Annotated in this window: 13 protein-coding genes; 5 read left to right on the top strand and 8 right to left on the bottom strand. The window is 73.4% G+C overall.

The annotated features are described in order from the left end of the window. Positions 1 to 7 precede the first annotated feature (7 nt). Positions 8 to 1,288, bottom strand: coding sequence for a family 1 glycosylhydrolase (locus NH2_RS10125; protein WP_067651686.1), 1,281 nt, complete (start codon positions 1,286 to 1,288; stop codon positions 8 to 10). A gap of 162 nt (positions 1,289 to 1,450) precedes the next feature. Next, positions 1,451 to 2,608 (bottom strand): site-specific integrase, encoded by a 1,158-nt coding sequence (locus NH2_RS10120; protein ID WP_067651683.1) that lies wholly within the window; start codon positions 2,606 to 2,608, stop codon positions 1,451 to 1,453. A 224-nt stretch (positions 2,609 to 2,832) separates the two neighbouring features. Here NH2_RS10120 and NH2_RS10115 point away from each other — a divergent pair, with 224 nt between their 5' ends. Continuing rightward, entirely contained in the window at positions 2,833 to 3,963 is a 1,131-nt protein-coding gene (locus NH2_RS10115; protein WP_157103674.1) for a DUF1214 domain-containing protein, read from the top strand. Between the two features lie 75 nt (positions 3,964 to 4,038). On the opposite strand, the gene NH2_RS10110 is transcribed toward NH2_RS10115, so the two are convergent. From NH2_RS10110 to NH2_RS10100, 3 genes are all read right to left on the bottom strand, one after another. Further along, on the bottom strand, positions 4,039 to 5,127 hold the full coding sequence (locus NH2_RS10110) for a GGDEF domain-containing protein (protein WP_067651677.1): 1,089 nt from the start codon (positions 5,125 to 5,127) through the stop codon (positions 4,039 to 4,041). Between the two features lie 115 nt (positions 5,128 to 5,242). After that, the gene (locus NH2_RS10105; protein WP_067651674.1) at positions 5,243 to 5,821 is read right to left on the bottom strand and encodes a dihydrofolate reductase family protein; all 579 of its coding nucleotides are present in this window, start codon (positions 5,819 to 5,821) and stop codon (positions 5,243 to 5,245) included. Between the two features lie 175 nt (positions 5,822 to 5,996). Then, positions 5,997 to 7,268 carry a glycosyltransferase gene (locus tag NH2_RS10100; RefSeq protein ID WP_067651671.1) on the bottom strand — a complete coding sequence of 424 codons (1,272 nt, stop codon included), beginning with the start codon at positions 7,266 to 7,268 and terminating at the stop codon, positions 5,997 to 5,999. 196 nt (positions 7,269 to 7,464) lie between these two features. Here NH2_RS10100 and NH2_RS10095 point away from each other — a divergent pair, with 196 nt between their 5' ends. From NH2_RS10095 to NH2_RS10080, 4 genes are all read left to right on the top strand, one after another. Next, positions 7,465 to 7,953, top strand: coding sequence for a putative immunity protein (locus NH2_RS10095; RefSeq protein ID WP_067651667.1), 489 nt, complete (start codon positions 7,465 to 7,467; stop codon positions 7,951 to 7,953). Next, the gene (locus tag NH2_RS10090; protein WP_067651664.1) at positions 7,950 to 8,444 is read left to right on the top strand and encodes a DUF1990 domain-containing protein; all 495 of its coding nucleotides are present in this window, start codon (positions 7,950 to 7,952) and stop codon (positions 8,442 to 8,444) included. Before NH2_RS10095 ends, NH2_RS10090 begins: the two co-directional genes overlap by 4 nt. Before the next feature lie 112 nt (positions 8,445 to 8,556). Beyond that, entirely contained in the window at positions 8,557 to 9,720 is a 1,164-nt protein-coding gene (locus NH2_RS10085) for a hypothetical protein (RefSeq protein WP_245650496.1), read from the top strand. A gap of 276 nt (positions 9,721 to 9,996) precedes the next feature. Beyond that, entirely contained in the window at positions 9,997 to 11,610 is a 1,614-nt protein-coding gene (locus NH2_RS10080) for a three-helix bundle dimerization domain-containing protein (protein WP_245650495.1), read from the top strand. A 125-nt stretch (positions 11,611 to 11,735) separates the two neighbouring features. Here the strand turns inward: NH2_RS10080 and nuoN are convergent, their stop codons facing one another. The 3 genes from nuoN to nuoL are packed head-to-tail and all read right to left on the bottom strand — an operon-like array spanning position 11,736 to position 16,842. Continuing rightward, on the bottom strand, positions 11,736 to 13,358 hold the full coding sequence (gene nuoN, locus NH2_RS10075; protein ID WP_067651660.1) for an NADH-quinone oxidoreductase subunit NuoN: 1,623 nt from the start codon (positions 13,356 to 13,358) through the stop codon (positions 11,736 to 11,738). Then, complete coding sequence (locus NH2_RS10070; RefSeq protein WP_067651657.1) at positions 13,355 to 14,959, bottom strand: NADH-quinone oxidoreductase subunit M; 1,605 nt, start codon at positions 14,957 to 14,959, stop codon at positions 13,355 to 13,357. Before NH2_RS10070 ends, nuoN begins: the two co-directional genes overlap by 4 nt. Further along, positions 14,956 to 16,842, bottom strand: coding sequence for an NADH-quinone oxidoreductase subunit L (gene nuoL, locus NH2_RS10065; protein WP_067651655.1), 1,887 nt, complete (start codon positions 16,840 to 16,842; stop codon positions 14,956 to 14,958). The genes NH2_RS10070 and nuoL overlap by 4 nt, the downstream gene beginning before the upstream one ends.

Below are 16,842 nucleotides of genomic sequence, written 5' to 3'. Positions count from 1 at the left end.
GACCGCCTCAGCGCGGGACGGTGACCGGCTCGGCGCAGCTGGCCCCGCCGTCGACCAGCGAGCACGCCGCCGGGTCGCGGGTGGGCAGGTAGCCGGGCGCGGTGCCGTTCGCGCGGATCAGCTCGGTGTAGGCGGGGACGGCATCGGTGGGGCGCCTGGTCAGCGTGGGGTCGGTCAGGACGTCCACCGTGTAGAGCCCGAAACGGGGTGCGTAGCTGCCCCATTCGTAGTTGTCGGTGAGCGTCCAGTAGTTGTAGCCGATGAGGTTCATGCCGTCGGCGACCGCGCGCTGCAGCCAGTAGACGGTGTCGCGCAGGTTGTCGGCGCGGGTGTAGCCGTCGGCGCGCGGCGTGCCGTTGTCGGTCGGCAGGCCGTTCTCCACGATGTAGAGCGGTTTGCCGGGGAACTGCCTGGCGTAGTGCCGCAGCGCGTAGTAGATGCCTTCGGGCTCGAGCGGGTTCTGCCAGAGCTTCTCGAAGTCGTACGGGGTGCGCAGCGCGGCGGGGGAGAGGCCGTAGTAGTAGTCGATGCCGATGTAGTCGAGCGCGGGCGCCATCTTCGCCAGCAGGCCGCCGTTGATCGCGGCGTCGGCGGCCGGGATGTAGGGCACATTGCTGGTGACCATGGCGCCCGGCTGTACCCGGTGGATGTGGTCGTAGATCGCCAGGTGCGCCTGCGCGATCTTCTCGTGCATGAGCGGGACGTCGGTGGCGGCGAGCGTGCCGTACTGCACCTCGCGCAGCAGGTAGACGGCGGGCTCGTTGAAGGTCACCCAGAGCGGGTCGGCGGCGGCATAGCGGTCGACCACGATACGCGCGTTGGCCAGCCAGTTCGGCACCATCTCCGGATCGGCCCAGCCGCCGCGATCGGCCTGCCAGCCGGGGTACACCCAGTGGTCGAGGGTGATCATGGGCCGCATGCCCGCCGCGCGGATCGCCGCCACCACCTCGTCGTAGAAGCGAAGCCCCGCCTCGTCCCACACCCCCGGCTGTGGCTGCACCCTGGCCCACTCGACCCCGATCCGATACACCCGCACCCCCAGGTTCGCGGCCAGCGCGATGTCCTCGCGGAAGCGGCCGTGGAAGTCGATCGAATCGCCGTACGGCTCGTGCTGCCTGGCCGCGTAGCGCGCCCAGTTGCTGTCCGGGGCATGGCCTTCGGATTGGAAGCCGGAGGAGGCGACGCCCCAGAGGAAGTCGCGGGGCAGGGGAGCGGGGGCTCCCGGTTCGGCTCCGGCCTGCGGGGGAGCGAACAGGAGCAGGGCGATGAGGACGGCCACGATACGCATCGCGGAACAGCGTAACTGGTCATCTGTCCGGGTATTAGCTAAATGTCGGTACTTAGATATGCGCATCTAACTATAAATACCCATCCGGGAAACACACAAAAACCAGCAAGGACGTGCAGGAGGCCACGACCAACTGGGTGCAGGCGCGACGGTTCCGGCCCGTCAGAGGCCGAGTTTGGTGACGGCGTTGTCGTCGAGCGGGTCGGCGGTGCGGATATAGCCGTGCACCGTGCGCGGGTTGGACCAGCGGCCCTGGCGCATGATCTCGCGGTCGGCGGCGCCGCCGAGCGCGGCCTGGGTGGCGAAGCCGGCGCGCAGGGAGTGGCCGGAGAACAGTGCCGGGTCGAGGCCCGCTTTCGCGGCGTACCGCTTTATCAGCTCGGCGACGGCGCGGCCGGAGATGGCGCGGTCGCCGATGCGGCCGTGCCGGTTGATCGCAGGGAAGAGGGGGAGGTCGCCGGGGAGGTCGGTGCCGGTGAAGCCGTGGCAGCGGTGCAGGGCGGGATTCCGCTGGTGGAGTTCGTGTTTCGCGCGCAGTTCGAGCCAGTCGGCGTAGGCGCAGACCGGGCAGGTGTGCGGGCGGTTGCCGCGCGGGAGGGCGACGCGGTGTTCGGCGGTGCCGGTGGGGTCGGTCTTGGTGGCGGGCAGGCGCAGCACGAGGACGGGTTCGCCGGTGCGGTGGTCGGTGTGCACGGTGACGTCGCCGATGCGCAGCGCCGCGAGTTCGCTGCGGCGCAGGGCGCCGGCGAAACCGGTGAGCAGCAGGAGGGTGTCGCGGCGGCGGGCAGATTCGGTCGGCGGGCTTGGCGGGGGGAGGCAGCTGAGGAGTTGTTCGAGGGTGTGCAGCAGGACCGGGCGTTTGCGCAGGGGGGCGCTGCGGCGGGCCCGGCGGATGCCGCGCAGGGTCATGCGGACGACGTCCGAGCGGGTGGGGGAGGGGAGGCCGTTCGCGGCGTGCACCGCCGCCACCGCCGACGATCGGCGCTCCAGGGTGGCCGCGCCGAATGCCCAGCTCCCGTCCTGTTTTCGCGCGTCCGCGGCGGCGGCGAGGTATACGGCGAGATCGAGCGGGTCGGCGGGGAGTGCCTGGCGGTTCTCGCCGGCGCACCAGGCGGCCCAGGCGATCCAGTCTGCGCGGTAGGCGCGCACGGTGTTCTCCGATTGCGCGGCCTGGAGGTAGCGGCTCAGCGCGCCCGCCTGGGTGTCGTCGAATCGTTCGCGGACTCGGCGCAGGGCGGCGGTGTCGATGAGGACGGTGCCGACGCCCGCGCGCAGTCGTGCCTGGACCGGGTCGGGGACGGCGACGGGGTGGTCGGGCACGGGTCGAGGATAGCCGCTGCGCGGGGCCTCCTTCCGTAGCGTGATTTCGTTACGTTTGGTAGCGCCAACGAAACGAAACGTATTCACGGGATCGACCGAGAAAGAGGTGTCCCTGGCCGCCGATAATGTTCACTTATCGGGGGTCAGATCAAATCGCGATACCCGCGGTCGCATCGAACACCTGTGGTATCTGTTCTCCGGTGACAAGTCGTGCGGAGCATCCGATGAGACGATGGCCGGCGGTGCTCGCGGCGGCCCTGGCGAGCACGCTCCTGCTGGCCGCCCCGGTCCGGGCCCAGCCGACCGCGCCGTGCGCCTGGCCGCTGACCGTCGCGCCGGACCGGCTGAACATCGCCTACCCGGACTCCGCCGCCCGCTACTGGGTCACCCCGCTCACGGTGCGCGATCCGGTCACCGTGACCGGCCGGTTCCCGCACGCCCGCTACTTCTCGGTGCAGACCTACTCCGGGGGCGCGCCGGTCGACGTCGTCACGGACGCGGACCTGCCCGCGGTGGGCGGCAACCCGTACCGCGCAGGCGCCGACCCGGCCGAGCGCGGCGAGTTCCAGCTGACCGTGCTGCCCGGCCCGCGGCCGGCCGATGCCGTGCCCGGCACCATCTACACCGGCACCCCCGACGGCCGCACCACCCTTCTGCACCGGCTCTACCTGCCCGAGGGTGACGGATTCGGCGGCGTCCCGCTGCCCGCTCTGCGGATCGGCGCCGGCCCCGCGCTCCCGCAGTGCGGCGGCGCCGACGCGGGCGGCACCGGCGACGATGTGCTGGCCCCGATCTCCTGGCCGTTCGACGCCGACACCGCCACCTCGACGCCGCGCTGGCGGGTCGCGCACCCCGGTAGTACCCGGCTCTTCCCCAACCTGCACACCAGCTACCTCGCGCTGACCCGTCCGCGCGGCGCGGGCGATGTCCTCGTGCTGCGCTTCCGCCCGCCCACCCACACCGTGCCGGACGCCGCGGGCAGGCCGGTTCCCGGCCAGGTGCGCTACTGGTCGATCTGCGCCAATGACTCGATCACCACCCGGTACGTCGCCTGCCTGCCGGACCGGGACGCGGTCACCGGCGCCGACGGCATGGTGACCGTCGTCGTCTCCGATGCCGCGCATCGCCCGGCCGGGCTCGCACCGACCGACAACTGGCTGGCCGCCGGGCCCTTCCCGGATTTCGCGGTGCTGTACCGGCACATGCTCGCCGCCTCCGATTTCGCCGAGGCGATCCAGCGCGTGCCCGAGAACGGCGACCCGCGGGCGAGCATGGGGGAGTACTACCCCGAGTCGGTGCAGTGCACCACCGCTGCCTTCGAACGCGACCGCTGCGGAACGGGCCCGGTGTCGTGAGCCGGAGCGTCACAGGGGTGTCTTCTTCGATGGGGTACTGCGGCCCGTACTCCCGAGGAGATCGGTGCTGAACGCTCAGTGCCGGTGCCCGGGGGGCAGCGTGAGCTCGTCGACGACGACGAGATTCCCGCCCGCCTCCTTGGCCCGGTACATGGCGGAATCGGCGGCGTGCAGCAGCCGCTCGGGAGTCGGACGCGGACACTCCGGGCAGGCAGCGCCGTCGAAGACCGCCACCCCGACGCTGGCGGTCACCTCCACCCCGTCCGAGCGCGGCTCGGCCACCGCGCGGCACAACCGCTCGGCCTCCGCGCGCGCCGCGGCCGCGCCGAGCGGGGCGGCCACCACGAACTCCTCACCACCGGTCCGCGCCACCACGGCCGACCTGCCCGCCGCGTCGGCGAGGCGCCGGGCAGTGCCGCTCAGCACCGTGTCACCGACCCGGTGCCCCCACGTGTCGTTGACCTCCTTGAACCGGTCGATATCGAAGGCGATCACGCAGACCGCGGGGTGGCGCTGCACCAGCCGGGGCAGCCGGATCTCCAGCCCGCGCCGGTTCAGCAGCGCGGTGAGCGGATCCGACAGCGACTCGGTGCGCAGCAGCCAGTACAGGATCTGCAGCGCGGGCAGCACGCTCACCACCGCCGCGAGCAGCAGCAGCCCGACGGCCAGCGCCAGGCGCACATCCTGCCCGCCGGTGGCGATCCGCACCGAGAACACGATCACCGACAGCAGCGACCACGCCGTGTGCACCGCCAGCGCCCGGGCGCTGTGGAAGAACCCGAGGTAGCTGCCGGTCACCACGAGCAGCAGCGCGCCCATCGCGCCGAAGAGCCGATCCGGCACCTGCAGGAACTCCACCGTGAACAGCACGTCGGCGGCGGCGATCAGCAGCAGCGACTCGATCCGGCCCGGCCACGGCAGCAGCCACCAGCGCAGCGCCCACATGATCCCGGCCGCCACCCCGATGGTCGAGGTCACCGCCGGATTCGTCGGCCCGATCGGCGTCCCCGCGATCACCGCCCCCAGCACCGCGATCGATGCCCCGGCCAGCCCGATCAGCAGCCGCAGCGGCCCCAGCGCCGAGCGCGCCGCCAGGGTGCCCACCAGCCACGGGTAGTCGACCGGATCGTTCCACCAGGCCAGCAGCGTCTTGCCGTCGTTCATCCAGTCACCCTCGGTCAGACCGCGCCGTCCACCGTTCTCGTGCGGGCGTCCTCCCCTCAGCCCGTGCGCAGCAGTCTAGGCGCGACCGGGTGATCCGGATCGCACACGGCCGGGGTCAGCCGTGGGGGGTGGGGTGGTAGGTGAGCTCCTGGATGCGGCCGTCGAAGGTGCGGCTCGCCAGTAGCTCGAGGTCGAAGTCGGCGACGCCGTCGAAGATGCGCTCGGCCCCGGTCCGCCCGGAGAGGACCGGGAAGATCGTCACCTGGACCCGGTCGACCAGCCCCGCGGCCAGCAGTGACCGGTTCAGCGACAGGCTGCCGTGCGAGCGCAGCGGCACCGGCGACGCCGCTTTCAGCGCGGCCACCACGGCCACGGCGTCGCCGTCGGCCAGGGTGGCGTCCGGCCAGTCGCCGATGCCGGGCAGCGTCGTCGACACCACCGTGGTCGGCATGCTGCGCATGCGGGCGTTCACCGGGTCCAGCTCGGCCGGGTCGATCGGGCCGAGCAGCTGCACGAACTGCCGGAAGGTGTTCGCGCCGAGCACCATGCGCTGGTCGGCGCCGAGTACGGCTTCGCGGTGGGCCAGGAACTCCGGGCCCTCCTTGCTCCAGTAGCCGCCCCAGTCGCCGTGCTCGTCGTAGGAGGCGAAGCCGTCCAGGGTGGAGTAGACGTCGAAGGTGTAGGTGGCGGTCATGGCGCGCTCCTCGGTTCCGGTGTGGTCGGGTTCGCCGGTGCAGACGGGGTCGCGGCGCGGAACTCATCGGGTCACCTGCCGCCGGTGCTCGCCGGGCGAGGGATCGTCGAGCTCCGCGGCGGCTCGCCGGTCGTCCGGCTCGGCACAGCCGTCGGCGGTGAGCAGCTGTCCCGGGCTAGCGGACCTGCTCCTCCACCAGCTCCGCGGCCCGCGCCACCGCCTTCTCCGCCGGGACGAGCGTGCCCGCGAGCGCCGCGGCCGCGGCCCGGGTGGCGGGATCGAACAGGGTGCGCAGCTCGGCCCGCACCTCGTCGGCGGTGACCGTGCGCAGGCGTCGCGTGCCCCCGGCCCCGACCGCGCGCACCCGCTGCCCCCAGAACGGCTGGTCGGCGGTGATCGAACAGATCAGCGTGGGCAGCCCGGCGCGCAGCGTGGCGGCGGTGGTGCCTGCCCCGCCGTGGTGGATGGCGGCCGCGCAGCGGGGGAGCAGCGCGGAGTGGTCGGTCGGGCCGACGAAGTAGACGCCTGCGTCGGCCGGGTCGGGGCCGCGGCGCTCGCCGACCGCGAAGAGGACGCGGTGGCCCGCCCGGCGGCACGCGGTGCGGAAGGTGCCGATCACCGCGTCCGGGTCGGTGAGCGGCATGCTGCCGAAGGAGACGAAGACCGGCGGCTCGCCATCGGCCAGCCAGTCGGCGAGCTCGGCGTCGGCGGGCGTGGTCTCGGGCAGCCGGGCGCGTGAATCCGGCGGCAGGTCGAGGAAGCCGACGATCGGCTTGTGCTCGCCCCAGTCCGCCGCGAGCCCCGGGATCAGCGCCTCGTCGTACGCCTGGACCTGCGGAATCCCGGCCGCGCGCAGCCGGAGCGGCAGCGGGCCCGCTGCCTTCGGCAGCCCGATCCGGGTGCGGAAGGACTGCTCGTTCCAGCCGGTCGCCCACCACGTCACCCGGTCGGCGAACCGCCACGACCGGCGCTTCCACTCCGGCGACCAGCCGTCGCTCGCCCCCGGAATCGCCCCGAGCACCCCGTTCTCCGACAGCGGCGCGAAACGCAGCACCACGATCGGCACCCCGAGCGCCTCGGCCACCGCGACCCCGCGGTCCTGGCACAGCGGCCCCGCCACCAGCACATCCACGTCACCGCACGGCGCGTCCCCAGCCAGGAACAGCCGCCGCAGGTCGGCGTCGAAGGCCGCGAAACCGCGCCGCACGTTCGACAGCGCGAACCGCACCCGCGTCACCGGATTCCGCGCCTTCATCGACGCCGTCGCCTCCGCCGACGACCACGCCTGCTCGGTCTCGGCCCCCAGCTCGCGCACCTCGGCGACCCCGGCTCGGCGCGCGAACTCGACCAGGTTCGGCGGTACCAGCATCGCCACCGAGTGCCCGCGCCGCCGCAGCTCCAGCGCCAGGCAGACGCCGGGCTGGATATCGCCGCGACTCCCGTACATGACCACAGCGATCCGCAGACCGGCTCCCACGCGCGCGTCCCCTTTCGTCGGTGGACTGCGATGGTAGTCAGCCGCCCCGCCCGGAGTACGCGGACACGACGATGTCCTCCGCTGCGGCGTTGAGACTCGGCAGCCCGTCACCCGCGCGCAGCGCGCCGAACTGCCAACCGGCCGTTCAACGATACGGTCGAACTCCATGCACCTCGACGAACTGCGCGCCGTCACCGCCTACGCCATCACCTGCGCCGAACCCGCCCGCACCCGCTTCGAACAGCACCGCCCCGCCGACCCCCGCCCCCGGCAGGCCATCGCGGCGGCCCGCGCCTTCGCCGCAGGCGGCCCGCGCACCAAGGCGATCCGGGACGGGGCATGGGCCGCCCAGCGCGCGTACCGCGAAGCCCGCGACGCCGGACAGCACGCCGCGAGCGAAGCGGCCAGAGCCGCGGCCGCGGCGGCGAGCGCCGCCTACCTGCACCCGATCGCACGGGCCACGCAGGTCTGGCACATCCTCGGCGCCGCCGCCTACGCCGCGCACGCCGCCGAACTCGACGGGGCCCCCGCCCCGCCCGCCCCCGCGCCGAGCCCGACGGTCATCGCGGTGCTGAAGCGCTACCCGCCCGCCCCGGCCGGGCGCGGCCGCGCGGGCGAGCTGCTGCGCGACCTCGACCGTAGGCTGCGGGGATGACCGACCTCACCTACGGCCCGCCCGGCGCCACCCGCCCCGCCGACCCGCAGTGGCACGGCGGACTTCCCGGCCACCGGCGCTACGAGCGGACCGTCGCGATCGGCGCGGGCGCCGAGCTCTGGGAGCGCGCGGGCGCGGCCGTGTTAGCCTGGGGAGTGAAGCGGCGCAGTGGATTTCGCGTCGCGCCCGACGAAAGGGTGAGCGCGGGCGCGGACTACGAGGTGCGGTTCGGGCCCATCCGGGAACCGGTCCGGGTGGTCGCGGTGGTCGACGAACCCGACCGCCACGGCTTCGCCTACGGCACCCGCTCCGGCCACCCGGTCTCCGGCGAGGAGGCCTTCATCGCGCACCGCGACCGGGCCGGCACCGTGTACCTGACGCTGCGCTCGCTCACCGCACCCGCCTCGCACGGCCCGTGGCGCGGGCTGTTCCCGCTGCTGCTGCTCGCCCAGTACGGCTTCCGGTATCGCTACCTGCGCGCCCTGCGCTGACCGCTCGGCCGCGTTGCTCGGCGGCGCTCGCCGTCGGCCGTATCGCCGACGCGCGCGAGGCCGCCATCCGCGCTGTCCACCCGGCGGCGCCCGCCTGGCTACGATGCGCCGTGTGGCATCGAGCATGTGCAACTATCCGGGCTGCCACCGGCCCGTCACCCGCAGCGGCGGTCCGGGCAGGCCGTCGGAGTACTGCGATCATCCCGACCACACCCGCTGGCGGGCATGGCGGGAGCGGCAGCGGGTGCACGAGAGCGCGGAGAGCACGCCCGCTGTCACTGTGACGGATGGTGCGCCGGTGACGGCCGCCCGGTTGCGCGCCGACGAATTGCTCGACCGGTTCCGGATACTCGCCGAGCAGCTGGGCACCACGATGAACGCCGCCGTCGTCGAGCTGGGCACGCTGGCCGATCCCTCGGTCGCCGAGGCTCAGGTTCAGGCGGCGCAGGCGGAGGCGGCGCGGCGGATCGCCGAGGCGGAGGTGGGGGCCGCCGAGGCGCAGCAGCGGCGGCGGGCCGCCGAGGAGGCGCGGGGCGCCGCCGAGGCGGCCGCCGACGATGCCGCGGGGGCGGCCGAGCGGGCCGAGGCGGCGCGGGACGAGGCGCTCGCCGAGGTCGGGCGGATCACCGCCGTGGCCGCCGATGACGTCTTCGCCGCGCGCCGGGAGGCCGACGAGCGGATCGCGGCCGCGCGCGCGGAGCTCGACGGTGTGCGCGAGCGCCTCGACAGTGCGGCGCGGGAGCGGATCTCGGCGGCGGAGGAACGAGCGGAGGCCGAGGTTCAGCGGATTCGCACCGAGGCGGTCGATCGGATCGGTGCGGCCGATGCCGATGCCGCGCGGGCCGCTCAGCGCGCCGCCGACGCGGAACGTGTCGCGCAGCGGGCCGAGGAGATCGCCGCCGAGCGGGGCGAAGCGCTCGCCGCGGCCCGGGGGGATGTCGAGCGGTTGCGGGCCGAACTCGATGCCGCGCGGGCCGACACCGGCGCGCTGCGCGCCGAGCTGGAAGCCGCGCGGGCCGAGACCACGGCCGTCCGGGCGGAACTCGATACCGCGCGCGCCGAGACCGGCTCCGTGCGAGCCGAACTCGCCGCGGTGCAGCGCGCGGCGGCGGAGCGGGCGGCGGAGCTGCGCCGGGAAGCGGCGGCCGCGCTCGCCAAGGCCGAGGCCGAGGCGGCCCGCCGGGCGCAGGCGCTGGACGAGGCGCGTGCGCAGACCCTGGCCCGGGCCGAGCGGGCCGAGCAGCAGCTCGACGCGGTGCTCGCGCAGCCGCGCTGAGCGGGTAACGCGGCTCGAACGCCGTCCGTCGGCCGGGCGGAGGGCAGGTGAAATCTTCGGTGCGCGCGGCTCGTTCGCCGCGCGGTCGCCCCCGCCCGGGTTCCGGTGCGGACCAGCGCTTTCCGCAGTGGCGGGCGCTGTGAAACAGGCTTGCCCGCAACATGTTCGACCACCGGACCACGCATGCCGCGGACACCTGCCGGTAGTAGGGTTCCCGCGGCGCGGCGGCGGGGGCGGCCTCGCGCGGGCGAATTCGGGCGAGGTGAGGAGACTGTGGTGGGTGACGAGGCGGACGGCAGAAACCGCGAGGAACAGGCCATCCAACGGGTGCGGGACACGCTGGTGGAGAACTTCGCGGAAACGCACCCCGCCGATCGGATCGATCGGACCGTGCGCTCGGTGCGCGAACGATTCGCCGGGCACCCCGTGCGCGAGTTCGTCCCGATTCTCGTGGAGCGCGTCGCGCGGCGTGAGCTCGGTGCGGTTCCGGCCGAGCGGGTGAGTGCGGATGCCGAGCCGGTGTCGGTCCGGAAGGAGGAGGGGCCGGGAGATCGGGAAGCCGACGTGCCCCAGCCGGGCGCCACGGGGTCGGCTCCCGCGGATTCCGAATCGCCGGCGACCGTCGCACCGGCAACCCCGGACTCCGACGCTCAGGAGCCGACCGAAGAAATCACCACCACCCCGGCGAACGGCAACACCCGGCCCCGCACCGGCCCGCGCCACGCCGCCCCCGACATTCCCTACATCACCATCCCCCCGGCCGACCACGCCGACGACCACGTCAGCTTCTTCGGCGTCGCCCGCAAGTGGGTCATCGAACGCCCGGTGGTCCCCCTGGTCGTGGGGCTGGTCCTGGTCCTCACCGCGGTCCTCGGCGTCACCGTCACCGGCGGCGGCGACGAACCGGCCCCGGTCGCCGCCGCCGCCCCGGTCACCGTCCGCGGCCTCGTCGGCTCGGAGAAGGCGGACTTCTTCGCCGACCCCCGCGTCGCCGAGGTCTTCGCCCGCCACAACTTGACCGTGCAGGTCGAGCCCGCCGGTTCGCGCCAGATCGCCACCCTCGACCTGGACGGCTACGAATTCGTCTTCCCCTCCAGCGCGACCGCCGCCGACCGGATCCAGCGCGAGCGCAACGTCGGCACCAAGTACACCCCGTTCTCCTCACCCATGGCCATCGCCACCTTCGGCCCCATCGTGGAGGCGCTCACCGCGGCCGGGGTGATCCGCCCCGGCCCGGTGCCGACCCTCGAAATCGCCCGCTACCTGCAACTCGTGCGCGACAATGTCGAATGGGAGCGCATCCCCGGCAACACCACGTACCCGGTGCGCAAGAACGTGCTCGTCTCCACCACCGACCCGCGCACCTCGAACTCGGCAGCCATGTACCTGGCCGTCGCCGGTTTCGTCGCCAACGACAACGCCGTCGTCTCCGGCGCGGACGCCGAGCGCCGGGTGCTGCCGCTGCTCGGCCGGCTCTTCGCCGGCCAGGGCCGCACCGAGGGCACCAGCGAGGGGCCGTTCCGTGAATACCTCTCCGGCGGTATGGGTCCCGCGCCGATGGTGTGGATCTACGAATCGCAGTTCGTGGAGGCCGCGGTGGCGGGGCAGACCGAGCCCGGCATGGTGCTGGCCTACCCCTCGCCGACCGTGCTCTCCCAGCACACCGTGATCCCGCTGGGCAGCGCGGGCGACCAGGTGGGCAAGCTGCTCAGCACCGACCCCGACCTGCAGCGGCTCGCCGCCGAGCACGGCTTCCGCACCGGCGGATTCGCGGCGGTCGCGAATCAGCACCGGGTGCCGGTGGCCACCGATCTGATCGACGTCATCGACACCCCGACCTCGGAGACGCTGGAGCGCATGATCGACGGGGTCGCCGCCTCCTACCGATGAGGATCGGCCCGCCCCGGGGCACACCGGGGCGGGCACTGCGGATCGGCACGAGGGAGTGCTCGATGCCCGTTGGGGGGTTCGCGCACTTCGGCATCTGCTGTCGGCGCCGATGCCGTGCCGGCTCCTCAGCGCACGAAGACCGCCGCCCGCTCGGCGAGATCGAGCAGCGGCTGCGGGAAGACTCCGAGCAGCAGCGTGGCGGCCGAGCCGACCGCCACCACGGCGGTGGTCGGCGCGGGGGCGATGACGCTCGGCCCGGCCGCGGGCGGATCGGTGAAGAACATCATGACGATCACCCGCACGTAGAAGAACGCCGCCACCGCGCTGCACAGCACGCCCATGATCACCAGCACCGCCGCATCCGCACCGGCCGCCGCCCCGAACACCGCGAACTTCGCGACGAAACCACTGGTCAGCGGGATCCCGGCGAAGGAGAGGAGGAGCAGCGCGAAGGCGCCGGCCAGCCAGGGGCTGCGCCGCCCGAGCCCGGCCCAGTCGGCCAGCGCGGTCGCCTCCGAGCCGTCGGGAGCGCGTACCAGCGCCACCGCGGCGAAGGCCGCGAGCGTGCCGAGCCCGTAGACGGCCAGATAGAACAGCAGCGCCGCGGTGCCCGCGTCGTCGGCCGCGACCACGCCGGTGAGCAGGAAACCGGCATGCGCCACCGACGAATACGCCAGCATCCGCTTCACGTCGGTCTGGGTGACCGCCATGACCGCGCCGAGCACCATGGTCGCGATGCAGATCGCCGCCAGCACCGGACGCCAGTCGTCGCGCAGCGAGGGCACCGCCACCGCGAGCACCCGCACCAGCGCGCCGATCGCCGCGATCTTGGTCGCCGCCGCCATGAACGCCGTCACCGGCGTCGGCGCGCCCTGGTACACGTCGGGCACCCACGCCTGGAACGGCACCGCGCCCACCTTGAACAGCAACCCCACCGCCAGCATGCCGACCCCGAGCAGCGCCAGCAGCGCGTCCCCGGACTGCCCGGCCAGCGCGTCCCCGATCCCGCTCAGCCGCACCGTGCCCGCCGCACCGTAGAGCAGCGCCACCCCGTACAGGAAGAACGCCGACGAGAAGGCGCCCAGCAGGAAATATTTCAGCGCCGCCTCCTGCGAGAGCAGCCGCCGGTACCTGGCCAGCCCGCACAGCAGGTACAGCGGCAGCGAGAGCACCTCGAGCGCGACGAACATGGTCAGCAGGTCGTTCGAGGCCGGGAAGAGCAGCAGCCCGCCCACCGCGAGCAACAGCAGCGGGAACACCTCGGTGGTGGCGATCCCGGCGCGCGCGGCCGCGTCCTCGTCGGCGCCGCCCGGCACCGCGGCGGCCTGCGGGGTGAAGGCGTCCACCCGGCGCGCGGCGTGCTGGGCGGCGGCCGCGGTCCAGGTGCCCGGGCCGGAGCGGGCGCGGCCGGGGGCGGGGAAGCCGCGCTCGGCGGCGAAGACCACCCCGAGCACCGCGACCACCAGGATGGCGCCCTGCAGGAACAGCGTCACCCCGTCCACCGCGACCGCGCCCGCGACCGCCGTCGCCTCGGTGCCCGCCAGCAGCAGCACCGCCACGAACGCCGCGACGAGGGCGGGCAGCGCCAGCACGAGGTGCAGGGGGTAGCGCAGGCGGCGCGGCGCGAACGCCTCGACCAGCACCCCGAGCACCCCGGCGGCGAAGACCAGCAGCATGGGCGAGAGCAGCCCGTACTCGATACTCGGCGCGGGCAGCGCGGCGGCGAGGAGAACTGTCGGAGAACTCATTTCGGTTCCTTCCCGGCATTCGCGGACGGAACGGCAGGCGCCGGGTCCTGCACGCCGACCGAGGTCAGCGTCTGGCGGACCGCGGGATCCACCACCTCCAGCACCGGTTTCGGATAGACGCCGAGGAACAGCAGCGCGGCCAGCAGCGGCGCCACCACCAGCAGCTCGCGCGGCACCAGATCGGGGAGCTTCGCGTTCTCCTCGCGCACCGGACCGGTCATGAGCCGCTGGTAGAGCCACAGGATGTAGATCGCGGCCAGCACCAGCGCGCCCGCCGCCGCCACCGCCGCCACCTGGTAGCGGGTGAAGGTGCCGACCAGCACCAGGAACTCGCTCACGAACGGCGCCAGCCCCGGCAGCGACAGCGTGGCCAGCCCGGCCACGAAGAAGCTGCCCGCCAGCACCGGCGCCACCTTCTGCACCCCGCCGTAGTCGGCGATCAGCGTGCTGCCGCGCCGCGACACCAGGAACCCGGCCACCAGGAACAGCGCGGCGGTGGAGATCCCGTGGTTCACCATGTAGAGCGTGGCGCCGGTCTGGCCCTGCCCGGTCATGGCGAAGATGCCGAGGATGATGAAGCCGAAGTGCGAGATCGAGGTGTAGGCGATGAGCCGCATGACGTCGGTCTGGCCGATCGCGAGCAGCGCGCCGTAGAGGATGCCGATCACCGCGAGGGTGACGATCACCGGGGCGTAGGAGCGGGCGGAGTCCGGGAAGAGCGGCAGGCTGTAGCGCAGCATGCCGAAGGTGCCGACCTTGTCCACCACCGCCATCATGAGCACCGCGCCCGCCGGGGTCGCGGCCACCGCCGCCCCGGGCAGCCAGGTGTGCAGCGGCCACAGCGGCGCCTTCACCGCGAAGGCGAAGAGGAAGCCGAGGAACAGCGCGTCCAGGACCGGCGCCGCCGCGCCGAGCTGCCCGTTCGCCGCCGCCTCCGCCACGATCCGCATGTCGAAGGTGCCGCCGCCGTCCGGGCCGAGCCCCTCGCGCGCGGTGAGCACGTAGAGCCCGATCACCGCCGCCAGCATGACCAGCCCGCCGAACAGGTTGTACAGCAGGAACTTCACCGCCGCCCGGGAGCGCTGCTGCCTGGCCTGCTCGTCCCCGGTGCGCGGGCCGAAACCGCCGATGAGGAAGTACATCGGGATCAGCATGGCCTCGAAGAACACGTAGAACAGCAGGATGTCCAGCGAGGTGAAGGAGAGCAGCACCATCGCCTCGACCACCAGCATGAGCGCCACGTAGGTGTGCGCGGCGCGCGGCCCGGCCCCGGCGGTGCGGTCGTCGTGCCAGCCCGCCAGCAGCAGCAGCGGCATGAGCGCGGCGGTGAGCAGCACCAGCACCAGCGCGATGCCGTCGACGCCGAGGGTGTAGCCCGCGCCGAAGGCCGGGATCCACTGGTGCGCCTCGACGAACTGGTACCGGTCAGCGCCCGGCTCGAAGCCGATCGCCACCACGATCGCCACCGCCAGCGTCACCAGCGCCGCGCCGAGCGCGACGTAGCGCGCGGCGGCCGGGCGCGCGGCCGGCACCACCGCGGCCAGCAGCGCGCCCGCCGCCGGGACCAGCCACAGCATCGTCAACCAGGGGAAATCGCTCACCAGATCCTCACCGCCAGCAGGGCTGCGGCCACCAAGGCCGCGCCGGTGAACATGGAAAGGGCGTAGGAGCGCACGAAACCGGTCTGCGCGCGCCGCAGCCGCGCCGAGAGCCCGCCGATCGCGGCCGCGGTGCTGTTCACCAGGCCGTCGATCCCGCGGGCGTCGACGAAGACCAGCGAGCGGGTCAGGTGCTGCCCCGGCCGCATGAAGGCCGCCTCGTTCACCGCGTCGCCGTAGAGATCCCGGCGCGCGGCGGTGGTCAGTGCCGACGCGGGCTCGGGCGCGGTGCGCGGCACCGGGCGGCGCCCGTAGAGCCGGACCGCCACCGCGACGCCGACCGCGACCGTGGCCAGCGCCAGCACCGTGACCACCCAGGCCGGGATCGTGTGCTCGCCGTGCGCCTCGCCGACCACCGGGGCCAGCCAGGTCTGCAACCCGGAGCCGAGCACCAGCAGCCCGCCCGCGCCGACCGAGCCGAACGCCAGCACGATCATCGGGCCGGTCATCGAGGCGGGGGCCTCGTGCGGGTGCGCGTCCTGCGCCCAGCGCCGCTCGCCGAAGAAGGTGAGCAGCATGACCCTGGTCATGTAGAACGCGGTCAGCCCGGCGCCGAGCAACGTGACCGCGCCGAGCGCGATCCCGGCGGCGCCCGGCTCCGCGAAGGCCGCTTCGATGATCTTGTCCTTGGAGAAGAACCCGGCGAACGGCGGCACCCCGATGATCGCCAGGTACCCGAGCCCGAAGGTGGCGAAGGTGATCGGCAGCGCCGCCCGCAGCGCGCCGTAGCGGCGCATGTCGGTCTCGTCGTCCATGGCGTGCATGACCGAGCCGGCGCCGAGGAACAGCCCGGCCTTGAAGAAGCCGTGCGTGAGCAGGTGCAGGATGGCGAAGGCGTAGCCGGCCGGGCCGAGCCCGGCGGCCAGCACCATGTAGCCGATCTGGCTCATGGTGGAGGCGGCGAGCGCCTTCTTGATGTCGTCCTTGGCGCAGCCGATGATCGCGCCGAACAGCAGCGTCACCGCACCGACCAGCACCACCGCCAGGCGCGCGCCCGCCGAGAGGTCGTAGATGGCGTGGCAGCGGGCGATCAGGTAGACGCCCGCGGTGACCATGGTGGCGGCGTGGATGAGTGCCGAGACCGGGGTCGGGCCCTCCATGGCGTCGCCGAGCCAGGCCTGCAGCGGCACCTGCGCCGACTTGCCGCAGGCGGCCAGCAGGAGCAGCAGCCCCAGCGCCAGCACCGTGCCCTCGCTCGCGCCGGGCACCCCGGCGAAGACGGTGCCGAAGTCGACCGAGCCGAAGGTGGCGAACATGATCATCATGGCGATGGCCAGGCCGGTGTCGCCGACCCGGTTCACCACGAATGCCTTCTTGGCCGCGGTCGCCGCCGACGGCTTGTGGAACCAGAAGCCGATCAGCAGGTACGAGGCCAGCCCGACGCCCTCCCAGCCCAGGTAGAGCACCAGGAAGTTGTCCGCGAGCACGAGCAGCAGCATGGCGCCGAGGAACAGGTTCAGGAAGCCGAAGAAGCGGCGGCGGCCGGGGTCGTCCTGCATGTAGCCGGTCGAGTAGACGTGGATCAGCGACCCGACGCCGGTGATCAGCAGCACGAAGCACATCGAGAGCTGGTCGAGGCGCAGCGCCAGGTCCACCTGCAGCCCGTCCACCGGAACCCAGGAGTACAGGTCGGCGCCGATCGCGCGGTCGGCGGTGGTTCGCCCGAGCATGGCGAAGAACGCCACCGCGGCCAGCGCGAAGGAGGCGAGCGCGGTCGCGCAGCCGAGCCAGTGCCCCCAGCGGTCGGCGCGGCGGCCGAGCAGCAGCAGGACGGCCGCGCCTGCCAGCGGCAGCGCGGGCAGCAGCCAGAGCGTCACGGTATCCAT

This window comes from Nocardia harenae NBRC 108248, assembly GCF_001612885.1.
Classification (GTDB): Bacteria; Actinomycetota; Actinomycetes; order Mycobacteriales; family Mycobacteriaceae; genus Nocardia; species Nocardia harenae.
Note: the sequence above shows the minus strand (reverse complement) of the source record. Positions and strands in the feature narration are given on the sequence as shown.